Annotated in this window: 8 protein-coding genes; 3 read left to right on the forward strand and 5 right to left on the reverse strand. The window is 62.5% G+C overall.

Features of this window, described 5'->3' with window-relative positions:
• Nucleotides 1–2 precede the first annotated feature (2 nt).
• On the reverse strand, nucleotides 3–917 hold the full coding sequence (locus JWR51_RS18225; protein ID WP_299750750.1) for a DMT family transporter: 915 nt from the start codon (nucleotides 915–917) through the stop codon (nucleotides 3–5).
• 290 nt (nucleotides 918–1,207) lie between these two features.
• Complete coding sequence (locus tag JWR51_RS18230) at nucleotides 1,208–3,691, reverse strand: glycoside hydrolase family 2 protein (protein ID WP_299750754.1); 2,484 nt, start codon at nucleotides 3,689–3,691, stop codon at nucleotides 1,208–1,210.
• Between the two features lie 220 nt (nucleotides 3,692–3,911).
• Between JWR51_RS18230 and JWR51_RS18235 the strand changes: the two genes are divergently transcribed.
• The 3 genes from JWR51_RS18235 to JWR51_RS18245 all read left to right on the forward strand — a co-directional run bounded on the left by JWR51_RS18235 (nucleotide 3,912) and on the right by JWR51_RS18245 (nucleotide 7,217).
• Nucleotides 3,912–4,652, forward strand: coding sequence for a metalloregulator ArsR/SmtB family transcription factor (locus JWR51_RS18235; protein WP_299750757.1), 741 nt, complete (start codon nucleotides 3,912–3,914; stop codon nucleotides 4,650–4,652).
• A gap of 32 nt (nucleotides 4,653–4,684) precedes the next feature.
• A complete protein-coding gene (locus tag JWR51_RS18240; protein WP_299750760.1) occupies nucleotides 4,685–5,002 on the forward strand; it encodes a hypothetical protein in 318 nt (105 codons plus the stop codon).
• Nucleotides 5,003–5,237: 235 nt separating this feature from the next.
• Nucleotides 5,238–7,217: an EAL domain-containing protein gene (locus JWR51_RS18245; RefSeq protein ID WP_299750762.1), complete on the forward strand. Its 1,980-nt coding sequence runs from the start codon at nucleotides 5,238–5,240 to the stop codon at nucleotides 7,215–7,217.
• Between the two features lie 182 nt (nucleotides 7,218–7,399).
• Here the strand turns inward: JWR51_RS18245 and JWR51_RS18250 are convergent, their stop codons facing one another.
• From JWR51_RS18250 to JWR51_RS18260, 3 genes are all read right to left on the reverse strand, one after another.
• A complete protein-coding gene (locus JWR51_RS18250; RefSeq protein WP_299750764.1) occupies nucleotides 7,400–9,274 on the reverse strand; it encodes an ABC transporter ATP-binding protein in 1,875 nt (624 codons plus the stop codon).
• Nucleotides 9,275–9,409: 135 nt separating this feature from the next.
• Complete coding sequence (locus JWR51_RS18255; protein ID WP_299750767.1) at nucleotides 9,410–11,272, reverse strand: ABC transporter ATP-binding protein; 1,863 nt, start codon at nucleotides 11,270–11,272, stop codon at nucleotides 9,410–9,412.
• 318 nt (nucleotides 11,273–11,590) lie between these two features.
• Nucleotides 11,591–13,441 carry an ABC transporter ATP-binding protein gene (locus JWR51_RS18260; RefSeq protein ID WP_299750770.1) on the reverse strand — a complete coding sequence of 617 codons (1,851 nt, stop codon included), beginning with the start codon at nucleotides 13,439–13,441 and terminating at the stop codon, nucleotides 11,591–11,593.
• Nucleotides 13,442–13,461 lie beyond the last annotated feature (20 nt).

Raw genomic sequence — 13,461 nt, forward strand, 5'->3', positions numbered from 1 at the left:
GTCTAGCGTTCCTCCGCGATCGGGGTCACGGGGCGGGCCAAGGCACGTTCGCGCAGCCAGATATAGAGGCCGCTGGCGATGACGATAGGGGCGCCGAGATAGAGCGAAAACTCGGGTGCTTGTCCGAAAATCAGCCAGCCTGAAACGGCCATGAAGATGATCTGCAGATAGGCAAACGGCGCCAGCGTCGAGGCGGGCGCGAAGCGGTGCGCGATGGTGGAGAACTGGTGGCCGACATAGCCGACCACGCCGATGAAGATGAAGACAGCCCAATCCACGGGTCGGGTTGGCCAGACCCAGTGGACGATGGCGAACGGCGCCAGCACGACGGCGGCGATGACGCTGCCGTAGAACTGCTGTGTGGCGGTCGAGTCGATGCCTGCAAGGCGGCGCGTCAGCAGGAAATAGAGGGCGGAGAAGAATGCTCCGCCGATGCAGAGCAGCGCAGCCGGATGGAAGGCGCTGGTGCCGGGCTGGACGATGATGAGGATGCCGATGAAGCCGACGGCGATGGCGGTCCAGCGGCGCCAGCCGACTTGTTCGCCCAGTAGCGGCACCGACAGGGCGCAGAGGATCAGCGGCATGGTGAAGGCGATGGAGCCAGTGACGGTCAGCGGCAGGTATTGCACGGCGGTGAGATTGCACAGCGACGAGCCGAGCAGCGCTAGAGCGCGCAGGACCTCAATGCCGATGTTGGCGGAGCGGAGAAAACCGGTGCCCTGACGCGACAGCGAGGTTGCGGAAACGATGACCAGACTGCCGGCATAGCGCATGAACACGATCTGCATCACCGGCAGCCCGGCAAGGCCCAGCCACTTAGCGGAACTGTCGATGCAGGTGAAAAAGAAAAAGGCCCCCAGCACGAGGCCGATGCCCAACAGGCGGCGCTCCTCGACGGGCGCGATAATGCTCGACATGACAATTCCGACAGGCGGCAGGAGGATGCGCCCGGGTAACCGTTGCGAGATCGGGTTGGGGTTGTCAATGGTGGGGTGTGGATTCTTGTATGGTAGGGGCCTTCGTCCCCGGTGGGCGCGGGGAAGGAGGCGGTTTGCCTCGCTGAAACAAGCGCCTTTATGGGGGGCGCTTTGCCATCCCACCCACCGCCCTTCCCGCGGACTTGATCCGCGGCCCATTGGTCGCTTGTGCCGTGCGGGTGGAGGCCCGCGGGTCAAGCCCGCGGGAAGAAGGGTTTAATGCAGAGGCCCTAGAAGGTCTGGGACAGGTCTCGCACCTTGAGGCTGGCGGCGAGGGTATCGACCGACGGGGTGGCGCCGTGACGTGGCGTGAACGTCAGCACCGTTGGGCGGCCCGGCAGCAGGGTGATGGCGTTGTCGGAGAAATAGCCGGGGGCGTCGACGGTGGCGGTGGTGAACAAAGCCGGCTTGTCGGTGATCAGGGTCAGCACGGGCTTACCATGGACGGTCGACCACTCTGTGGTGATTGCCGGGGTGGCGATCTCGTAGGCCTTGTAGGGCTTGGGGAAGAAGTCGTTCTCGCCCAGCAGGGTGCCGTCCTTGTCGGTCCATGAGAAGAACAGGAACTCGTCGGCCTCGAGCTTCTTGAACTTGATGGTCTCGAGTTCCTTGGCGGCGTCGGGGCCGATCTTGGCCTTGCCTTCATGCAATACACGCTCGCCGCCGCCGACCTTGACGGCGCGGATTTCCAGGTGGATTTCGACCTTGTCGGCGGTGTCGTTGATGCCGCGGAAGGCGATGACGGTGTTGTCGGCGTTGGGCACGGCGACGACGTTTATGGGCAGGTAGAAGCGCTTGGCCATGTAGTGCAGCAGCTTCCACTGCCCGCCGTAGTCGAGGCTCGCCCAGCTGGCGACCGGCCAGATGTCGTTGATCTGCCAATAGAGCGTGCCCATGCAGCGCGGCTTGGTGGAGCGCCAGTATTCGATGGCGGTCTTGATGGCGAGTCCCTGCTGGACCTGGCTGAGGAAGACCATCTGGTCGAAATCGCGCGGGAAGCGGAAGTAGCGCGTCATGGTCTCGAGAATGCGTGCATTGCCGCCATTGTTGCGCTGGTGCATTTCCATGACCGGCGAGGACGGGTTGCGGTCCTTGGGCTCAGAGAAGGTCTCGATGACGTTCATCGAGGTGAAGGACTGGAAGCCGAACTCGGAGGCGAAGCGCGGATTGACGGTGCGGTAGGCCTCGAAGGCCTTGGCGGAGTGCCAGACGTCCCAGTAGTGGGTGTCGCCGCGGGTGTCCGACTGCCAGCCGTCCGAGAAGTCCATGTAGCCCTGCGAGGGCGAGGACGGCCAGAAGCGGCGGATCGGGTCTTCGTCCTCGACGATATTGCCGAGCATATTGTTGAGGCGGTCGTAATTGGCGACGTAGCGCTCGGGCGCGGCCTTGGTTTCGGGATACCAGTGCAGCGAGCCGATGACTTCGTTATCGCCGCACCACAGCGCGATACAGGCATGGTGGGACAGACGGCGGACCTGCTGGGTGATCTCGGTGCGCACGTCGGCGAGGAAATCGCGATCGGACGGATAGCTCATGCAGGCGAACATGAAGTCGTGCCAGATCAGCAGGCCGAGTTCGTCGCAGAGCTCGTAGAAGTAATCGGGCTCGTATTGGCCGCCGCCCCAGATGCGCAGCATGTTCATGTTGCCGGCCTTGGCGCTTTCCAGCAGGTCGCGGATGACCGCCGGGGTGATGCGCGAGGGGATAGCGTCGGCGGGAATCCAGTTGGCGCCCATCATGGTGATGTCGCGGCCGTTGACGCGGCACTTGAACGAGTGGTCGATATCGTCCTTTTCGATGATCCATTCGAGCTTGCGCAGGCCAATCTTGCGGCTGGTCTTTTCGCCTTCGAGATTGGTGGTCAGCTCATAGAGCGGCTGCTCCCCCTGCCCCGCCGGCCACCACAGTTTTGGATTGTGGATGGTGATGTTGTGGGTGACGACGTTGTCGCCCTGACGAACCGCGACCTTGTCGGTGATGGTCTGGCCATCGATGGAGTGTTCAAGTTCCACCTCACCATGAGCGAAGACGAAAATGTGAGTCTTGATCGCGAGTTCGACGGAATTCTTGCCATGGGCCTGATCGACCTGGACGCTGTCCTGGCGGGCGAGGCGCGTCTTGCGCAGGCTCATGGTGCCGTAGACACCGATCGGCATGAGGCAGACGCCCCAGTCCCAACCGGCATGGCAGGCGGCCTTGCGCACGAAATTCATGTGCACGCCTTCAAGGCCATTGGTCAGGTAGTTGTAGGTGAAGGGAATGGGGAACGGGTGAGCGTCGGAGCGGGCCTTGGCGACGTCGCGGGTGACGTCGAATTCGAGGCGCAGGGTGTTGTCGCCGGCGTGGACCTTGCCGGTGACGTCGAGGTCGTAGCGGATGAAGGCATTCTGGGTCTTGGCGATGACTTCGCCGTTGAGGAAGATGGTGGCGATACAATCGACCTCGGCCAGGGTGAGGGTCAGGTAGCCGTCGACATCGGCCTCAGTGGCGGTGAACGTGCGCTCGACATGCCACTGGGTGCGGTTGACCCAATCGACGACCTTCTCGTTTTCGCCGAAATAGGGATCGGGAATCTTGTCGGCGGCCAGCAGGGCGCCGTGCACGTCGCCGGGCAGCGTGATGGGCACGCGCGTGTCATTGGCCGGGGAGGTCAGGATGAAGGAGCCGGCCAGATCGAGCGATGTGGCCGCGCTGCGTGACATGAGTTCCGACACTTGTGTTCTCCCTGAGCCGGTTGACCGGCCGCGTACCATATTAACGATATTCTGATGGCCACAAGGCCATTTCAATCGTTTCCATAGGCGTCGCTTCTAATCGGACTCGGCACGGGTGCCAATGGGGCGGCGCGGCGATTTTCGCTTCACCAGGGCCGACGGGCTTGGCGATATCGTACCGCGCTTGACAGGTGACCATTTAGTCACCTATGGTCGGGATGTGGACATCTTCAAAGCCCTCAGCGACCCGACACGGCGGCAATTGCTCGACTCCCTGCGCGACAGGGACGGGCAAACGCTCACCGATCTGGAAGCCGGCTTGGGGATGACGCGCTTTGGGGTGATGAAACACCTCAGGGTGCTGGAGGAAGCCGGCCTGGTTGTCACAAAACGGGCTGGGCGTTTCAAATATCACTATCTCAATGCCGCGCCGATCCAGGAGGTCGCCGACCGCTGGATTGCGCCTTACGCCAAGCCGCTGGCGCGTTTTGCGCTTGATCTTAAGACGACCCTGGAGAACCGGCAGAAGATGGCCGACAAGCCCGATTTCGTATTGCAGACCTATATCCGCACCACGCCCGCCGCACTGTGGGACGCGCTGGTGAACCCTGAATTGACGCAGCAGTATTATTACGGCGGCAAGGTGCAGACCGACCTGAAGGTGGGCAGTCGCTTCTTTTATACCGGCCCGCAAAATGAGGTGATGCTCGACGGCGAACTGATCGAGGTCACGCCGGAAAAGCGGCTGGTGTCGACCTTTATGCCGCCCTGGGCGGAAAACCCGCAGCCGACGCGGGTGGTATTCGAAATCGAGCAGATGGGCGATGTCTGCAAGCTGACCATCACCCACCATGACTATGAAAAGGCCAATGCCGGGGTTGAGACCGGTTGGCCGATCATCACTGCCGGGCTCAAGAGCCTGCTGGAAACCGGAAGGTCGCTCGACATTCCGATTATGTAGCCGAGACTTCACAACGAACAGGGAGACAGCAAATGCCAAAATATCTGTTGGGATACCATGGTGGCGGGATGCCGGGGACACCGGAGGAAGGCGCCAAGGTCATGGCCGCCTGGGGCGCGTGGATCGAGAAGATGGGGCCTGCCATGGTCGATGTCGGCAATCCGATCGGCGCCACCAAGACGATTGCAGCCAATGGCAGCATCAGCGATGGCGGCGGCGCCAACCCGCTGAGCGGCTATAGCGTCATCGAGGCCGACAATCTCGATATGGCGGCCATGATGGCCCAGGGTTGTCCGCACCTGGCCTCGGGCGGCACGGTGCAGGTCGCCGAGACATTCAACGCCATGTAGTTGACGGGGCGGCACTCCGTAGGGTGCCGCCCCATCTCAATCTTTGACGGGTTTGCCGCTAGGCCGGCCGACGACCACTCTCTCCCGGATGGAGTTGCTGAAACCGTTTCCAAGCAGCGACCAACCCGCCTTGGGCGAATATTTTGCTTAAAGGGCAGCGGCCGCAATTGCAGGGGCCATATTTACATCTGTGTTAGGATTTTTACGCGTAGGCTGAGCGCATGAGGGGACAGCCATGACGCTACTAAAGAACCTTGAGAGGTTCTTTTCCGTGCCACCGGACAAACCAGAACTGATCCAGTCGCAGGCACACGGTTTTGCCCGTCAGGTCCCGCTGATGTACGCGATCCTGCTGGTCAATGCGGCCATCCTGTCACTGACCCACATGAGCGCCCCGCCCCTCTTGAGCATGGTCGTGCCCGCCATCCTGGGTGTTGTCTGCCTGACTCGCATCGCCCAGTTGTGGGGCAAGCGCAACGCGCCCCTCAGCGACGCGCAAGCGCGCAAATTGCTGAACCGCTCAGTGCCGGTCGCAGCCGTAATGGGCTTCGGGTTCTGCGCCTGGGCCTTGAGCCTCTTTTCTTATGGCAGTCCCTTCGAACAGGCTCACGTCGTCTTCTATATCGGCGTCACTTCGATCGGTTGCGTCTTCTGCCTGATGCATCTGCGCGCCGCCGCATTGATGGCCTCGATCTGCGTGGTGATACCGTTCTCGCTGTTCGTGGCGATCCAGGGCAACCCGGTTTTCATGGCGATGGCCTTGAACCTGATCATCGTGGTGTGTGCCCTGCTGTTCGTGACGTCCCTGAATTTCAGAACTTTTGCCGAACTGGTGGCGTCGCGCGGCGAGATGGCGCGCCGGCAGGACGAAACGCAGCACCTGAGCGACGAGAACAACCGACTAGCCAATATCGATGCGCTGACCGGGCTGCCCAACCGGCGCCAGTTCGACCATGCCCTGCACCTGATGCTGGAGCAGGCCAATACCGATGGCACCGATATCGCGGTGGCGCGGCTTGATATCGACGGCTTCAAATCGCTCAACAATATCTTTGGCCATGCCACCGGCGATCGCGTGCTGATCGAAATGGCGCGCCGGGTGATGGCGCTGCGCAGCCCATCCACTTTCGTGGCACGGCTTGAGGCGGATGTGCTCGGGCTGATCCTGCAGGGCCCGATCAGCGAAAAACGGCTGGCCGATTGTGGCGAGCTCCTGTGTTCCACCGTGCGGCAGCCGTTTGTGCTGCCGGGCGCCAACCCGCATGTGTCGGCTTCCGCCGGCTTCGCCGCGTCCCAGCCGCACGACACCGCCGAAGCGCTTTGCGACCGGGCGGATTACGCGATCTTCGTGGCCAAGCAGGAAGCGCGCGGCAGGGCCGTGGTGTTTTCCGATTGCCATGCCAACGATATCCGCCGGGTTCGGGCGCTGGAACACGCGCTGCATACGGCCGACCTGGATGCTGAAATCTACATCCTGTTTCAGCCGCAGTTCGACATGTCGCAGAACCGGACCACGGGTTATGAGGTTTTGGCACGCTGGCGCCATCCGGTGCTGGGCGAGGTGTCGCCGGTCGACTTCATCCCGATGGCGGAACGGATCGGGGTGATTTCCAAGATCACCCAGACCGTGCTGCGCAAGGCGCTGGCCATGGTGGCGCAATTGCCGCGGCCGTTGCGGTTGTCGGTCAATTTGTCAGCCCACGATCTGGCGTCCCATACCGCCATCGAGGCGATCGTGGCGCAGGTCGAAAGCTTCGGCACGCCCTGCCGTATCGATTTCGAGATCACCGAGACTTCGGTGATGCATGACATGGGCCAGGCCAATGCGGCGCTGGTGTCGCTGCTGTCGCTGGGCTCGCGCATCGCGCTGGACGATTTCGGCACCGGCCACTCGAGCCTGACCTATGTGCAGAAGCTTCCCCTTGATCGCATCAAGGTCGACCGCAGCTTCGTGGCCGAAGTCACCAGCGACCCGACAAGCCGGGCGATCATCAAGACCACCGTCGATCTATGCCGCAATCTGGGGATTTCATGCGTGTTCGAGGGTATCGAGACCGAGGAGCAGCTGGACGTTCTGGTGGGGCTCGGCGGCAAGGTCATGCAGGGTTATCTGTTCGGCCGACCGATGAGCGAGGATATGGTGTTGCAACACCATGCCCGCGAACAGCGCGGCGACGGTATTTATGTGCCGACACTGTTGGATGTGGCGAGTTAGGGGCACCTTTGTTTCCCCATCCACCGCCCCCCTTCCCGCGGGCTTGACCCGCGGGCCTCGCACCATACCACCGCGCTTGCTGATAGCGGCCCGCGGGTCAAGCCCGCGGGAAGATCGAGTGTGGGGGCGTTTGAGTGCTTACCCCGGTTCTCCGCCTACGGCGTGGGGTGAATAGGCCCCACCTACTGCGCCGCGGTATCGGTGAGATCGAGAAAACCACCGGACTGGCGCAGCCAGAGGCTGGCGTAGTGGCCGCCCTGTTTCAGCAGTTGGGCGTGGGTGCCCATTTCGACGATACGGCCCTGATCCAGCACCACCAGACGGTCCATCGAGGCGATGGTGGAGAGGCGATGGGCGATGGCGATTACGGTCTTGCCGGTCATCAGGTTTTCGAGCTGGCTTTGGATGGCGGCTTCCACTTCGCTGTCGAGGGCGGAGGTGGCTTCGTCGAGCACCAAGATGGGCGCGTTCTTGAGCAGGACACGGGCGATGGCGACGCGCTGGCGCTGGCCGCCGGAGAGCTTGACGCCACGCTCGCCGACGGTCGCGTCATAGCCGGTGCGACCGCGCAAGTCGGACAGGGTGGCGATGAACTCGTCGGCCTCGGCCATCTCGGCGGCACTGACCATCTCCTCCTCGCTGGCGCTGGGGCGGCCGAAGACGATGTTGGCACGCAGGGACCGGTGCAGTAGCGAAGTATCCTGGGTGACAAGGCCGATATTGGCTCGCAGCGAGGCCTGGGTGACCTGGGAAATGTCCTGCCCGTCAATGGTGATGCGCCCGCCCTGCAGATCATAGAAGCGCAACAGCAGGTTGACGATGGTGGACTTGCCGGCGCCAGAGCGGCCGATCAAGCCGACGCGTTCGCCGGCGGCGATGGACAGATCGAGATTGTCGATGATGCCGGCGACTTTGCCGTAATGGAACGAGACGCCCTTGAAATCGATGGCCCCAGCGGTGACCTGGAGCTCGGTGGCGTTGGGGACATCGATGAGCCCGAGCGGGCGGCCGATCAATTCGGCGGAGTTCTGGGCGGTGCCGTAGTTGCGCATCAGGCCATTGAGCTGGTTCATCATGCGGCCCAACAGGTTGTAGAGGCGCAGCACGAGGCCAAGAGTGAAAGCGACGCCGCCGACGGTGATCAAACCCTGCGTCCAGAGCTGAACCGAGAGCGCGCCGATGCCCGCGATGGCGACGCCGGACAGCATGCCCATGGCTGAACGCACGCCGACCAGGGTGCGCGCCAGCTTGGTCATGGCGGCAATGTAGGTATCGAAGCCGCGGCGGACGAAACGGTCGTCCTCGTCGGCGACGCTGAACAGCTTGAGGGTCTGGATATTGCTGTAGCCGTCGACGATGCGGCCGGTCAGGGCCGAGGCGGCCTCGGCGCCGGCGGCGGAGCGCTTGCGCATGCGCGGAACGTAGTACCAGGCGAGGCCCGAGAACAGGATGACCCAGAGGATCACGGCGCCGGCGAGGCGCCAGTCGAGTTGGCCGACCAGCACGATAGTGGTGAGGGTATAAATGGCGATGAACCAGACGACCTGGAGCAGCGCCACCATGAAGTCGCCTACAGCGCCGCCGCTCTGCCAAACCTTGGAGGCGATGGAGCCAGCAAAATCATTCTGGAAGAAGGCGAGGTTCTGGCGCACCACATGGGCATAGGCCTGCCAGCGCACGAGATTGTAGAAGCCCAGATTGACCGTCTGCTCTTCGACGGTCGCCGACAGCCAGGTGACGATGAAACGAACGCCGAGCACAACGACGAGCATAATGACGAGTTCGAGGCCGGAATTGCCGATCAGGCCGGCCCAGCCATCGGCCTGGTTGGCGGCGTCGAGAATATCGACGAGGCGGCCGACATAGTAGAACAGCGCGGCTTCGACCAGCGCCACCGCGCCGCCCAGGATCAGCAGCGCGAGGAACGGCAGCTTGGCCTGGCTGATATAGTGCCAGAAGAAGCGCGACGTCGCGAGCGGGGGTTCCAGATTGGCCGGGGTCTTGAAGGGGTCCAGCCAGGACTCGACGATGCGGTGGAGGGGGTCGAAGAGACTCATTGGACATCCGGAGCTGTGCGGTGGCGATTGTGGTTCCGACGCAGGTCGCGGTCCAGTCGTTCTTAGGTATCCCAGGTTAATTCGCAGAAAGGTCAGCGCGGGGGCGGCTGATGTCGCCGTCCCCGCGCTGGGCAATTATTGCGCTGCGACGGTATCCAGATCGAGGAAACCACCCGACTGGCGTTCCCACAGGTGGGCGTAGTGCCCGCCCGAGGCGAGGAGTTGGGCATGGGTGCCCTCCTCCACGATGCGGCCCTGCTCCAGCACCACCAGGCGATCCATGGCGGCGATGGTGGACAGGCGGTGGGCGATGGCGATCACCGTCTTGCCCTGCATCAGCGTCGTGAGCTGCTCCTGGATCGCCGCTTCCACCTCGCTGTCGAGGGCGGAGGTGGCTTCGTCGAGCACCAGGATCGGGGCATTCTTGAGCAGAACGCGGGCGATGGCGACACGCTGGCGCTGGCCGCCCGACAGCTTGACCCCACGCTCGCCCACATGAGCGTCGTAGCCGGTGAAGCCCTTGGGATCGGTCAAAGCCAGGATGACGTCATGCACCTTGGCCTGTTCGGCGGCCCGGATCATCTCCTCGTCGGTCGCGGTCTGGCGGCCATATTTGAGATTTTCCCGGATCGAGCGATGCAGCAGGGACGTGTCCTGGCTGACGAGGCCGATGGCCGCGCGGACGCTTTCCTGGGTGACGTTGCGCACGTCCTGTCCGTCGATGCGGATGCCGCCGTCCTGCACGTCGAACATGCGCAGGGCCAGGTTCACCAGCGTCGACTTGCCGGAGCCGGAGCGGCCGACAAGGCCGATCTTTTCGCCCGCCGCCACCGTCAGGTCGAAGTTGTCGATGACGCTGCCTTGCTTGCCACGCCAGTAATTGAAGCTGACATTGTCATAAACCAGCTCGCCCTTGGTCACGACCATGGGCTTGGCATCGGGGATATCGAGCATGGTCAGCGGCTGGGCGATGGTATCCATCGAGTCGCGGATGGTGCCGATCTGGCGGAAGATGTTGGAGCCGATTTCCAAAATCCAGCCGCTCATGTTCATGATCTGCAGCGCGAACGGGATTGCCGTGGCAACGGCCGCCGCAGCCAGGATGCCATTGTTCCAACCTGCCAAAGCCAGCCAGGTGATCGAGACCACCAGACCTGCGTTCAGCATGAACAGGATCGACCACATGTAGGTGAAGACCCGCATCAGCTTGCGGAACGACACTGTGTGCTCGGTGATCGAGTCCGACACGTAGACGTCTTCGTGCTCGCCAGTGGAGAAGGTCTTGAGCGTCTGGATATTGGTGTAGCTGTCGACGATCCGGCCAGTCATCACTGATTTGCTCTCCGACATTTCCTCGGAATAGCGGGCAATCAGCGGCATGGTGATGGAAAACAGGATCGCATAGAGCAGCAACCACACCGCGATGGGCACCAGCAGCACCAGATCGAGCTGGGCCAGCACGACGACCGCGACGACCACGAAGATCAGCGCGTACCAGGCCGCATCGATGGCCAGGTTCACCCCGGTTTCGATAGCGTCGCCGGCCTGCATGATCTTGTTGGCGATGCGTCCGGCAAAGTCGTTCTGGAAGAAGGTCCAGCTCTGGCGGATGACGTGGTAGTGGCTTTGCCAGCGCACCAGATTGACCAGGCTCGGGACGATGGCATGGTTACGAACCAACGTGTCCAGCATGAAGGTCGAGGGGCGAACGAGCACCACGACGACGATCATCCAGAGCAGCGTATGGCCGTGGACATTGAAGATTTCGCCCGGCGCGGTGGTGGCCAGCATGCCGACCACGAGGCCGACAAAGACTGGCATCAGGGCATCGGCGATGGAGCCGATGGCGACGAGGACCATGCGGATCAGGAAAGCTGTCCGGAACTGGCCGATGAAGTATTTGACGAATGGCGTGAGGCCCATTGGCGGCTGCCGGTTTTTGGCGAGCGCTACGGGCGAATAGAGACGGTCGAAGAACGTGATGACGCGGTTGAACATTTTTAGCTCGTTATTGTGAGCCGCGCCTGACTGAGGTTTCTGGGCTCAGATCAGGGTCGGTATCGGTCCATGGGTTTGCGGAAGAGCTGCAGGACAGCGGCGTTATCGGTTCCGGGATGGTTCATTTGAGACTCCTTGGTTGGGTTGGTTTCTAAGGCAGTTAGGTACGGTGATATCACATCACCGGGCTGCCCCGGACCTGGTCCGGGGGTCACTATTCCCGCCGGCGAGGCGGCGAGAGGCCCGCGGATCAAGTCCGCGGGAAGGTTGAGTGTGGAGCGCATTTCGCGAACAACACGTCTCATTGTGTATCACCCCTCATTGCGCGGCGTCCTCGACCTGGTCGGCGTCGATGAAGCCGCCGGATTGGCGGTTCCACAGGCTGGCATAGACGCCACCGAGATCGAGCAGTTGGGCGTGGGTGCCCTGCTCGATGATGGTGCCGCCGTCGATCACCACCAGGCGGTCCATCATGGCGATGGTGGACAGGCGGTGGGCGATGGCGATGACCGTCTTGTTGGCCATCAGCAATTGAAGCTGGCTCTGGATCGCGGCCTCCACCTCACTATCGAGCGCGGAGGTCGCTTCGTCCAGCACCAGGATAGGCGCGTTCTTGAGCAGAACGCGGGCGATGGCGATGCGCTGGCGCTGACCGCCCGAGAGCTTGACGCCGCGCTCGCCCACATGGGCGTCGAGGCCCGCGCGACCCTTGAAGTCGCTGAGGGTTTCGATGAAGAGCGAGGCTTCGGCCTGCTCGGCGGCGTGGTGGATATCGGCTTCGGTCGCGTCGGGGCGGCCATAGGCGATATTGTCACGGACCGAGCGATGCAGCAGGGAGGTATCCTGCGTCACCACGCCGATATTGGCGCGCAACGAGTCTTGCGTGACGGTGGCGATGTCCTTGCCATCGATCAAGATGCGGCCGGACTCGCGGTCGTAGAAGCGCAGCAGCAGGTTGACGATGGTGGACTTGCCGGCGCCGGAGCGGCCGACGAGGCCGATCTTTTCGCCCGGCTTGATGTGCAGGTTCAGCCCCTCGATGACGCCACTAGCCTTGCCGTAATGGAAGGCGACGTCCTCGAAGGCGATATCGCCCTTGACCGTGCCGATGGGCTGCGCACCCTTCTGGTCGGAGACGACGCGCGGCAGCGAGAACGAGGAAATGCCGTCGCGAACCGTGCCGATATTTTCGAACAAAGCGGACATTTCCCACATCACCCACTGGCTCATGCCCTGGAAGCGCATGACCAGACCCAGCGACACGGCGAGCGCGCCCGGGGACATGGCATTGTTGAGCCATAGCCAGATGCCGACGCCGCCGACCGAGGCCAGCAGCAAAGCATTGGACCAGATCACCAGCATGTTGAGCACGGTGAACATGCGCATCTGCCGGTAGACGGTCTGCAGGAACTCGTCCATCGCCTCGCGGGCGTAGCTCTCCTCCCGGTTGGAATGGGAGAACAGCTTGACCGTCGCGATATTGGTATAGCTATCGACGATGCGGCCGGTCATCGAGGAACGCGCATCGGCCTGGGCTTGGGAAATCTTGCCCATGCGCGGGATGAAGTAGCGCATCATCGACACATAGGCGACGAGCCAGACCAGGAAGGGCACGGCCAGACGCCAGTCGGTGGCAGCGGCCAGCACGACGGCGCCGGTGAAATAGACGACGACATAGACCAGCATGTCGAGGATCTTCATTACCACTTCGCGCACGGCGAGCGAGGTCTGCATCAGCTTGGCGCCGATGCGGCCGGCGAATTCGTCCTGGAAATAGCTCATCGACTGGCGAATGAGGTAGCGATGGCTCATCCAGCGGATGCGCTGGGGGAAATTGCCCAGCAGCGTCTGGTTCATGGTCATGGTGCTGATCAGCGCTAGGCCGGGCAGCACAATAGCGATGAAAGCGCCCATAAGCGCGAGCTTCCAGCCATCGGTGGCAAGGAAGGTGGTTTTGTCGGCGGCGGCAAGCCAATTGACGACGTCGCCGATGAAACCGAACAGCGTGATTTCGCCGGCGGCGATCAGGCCCGCGGTGACAGCCATCAAGGCCAGCCACTTCTTGGCGCCGTGGCTGTAATAGAGGCAGAAAGCCAGCAGGCCCTTGGGGGGCTCGCTGGGCTCGTTGGCCGGATACGGATCGAGGCGTCGTTCAAACCAGCGCAGCATCGAAATCACCATAGTTCTGG

The sequence above is a fragment of the Devosia sp. genome (assembly GCF_028290625.1).
Taxonomy (GTDB): domain Bacteria; phylum Pseudomonadota; class Alphaproteobacteria; order Rhizobiales; family Devosiaceae; genus Devosia.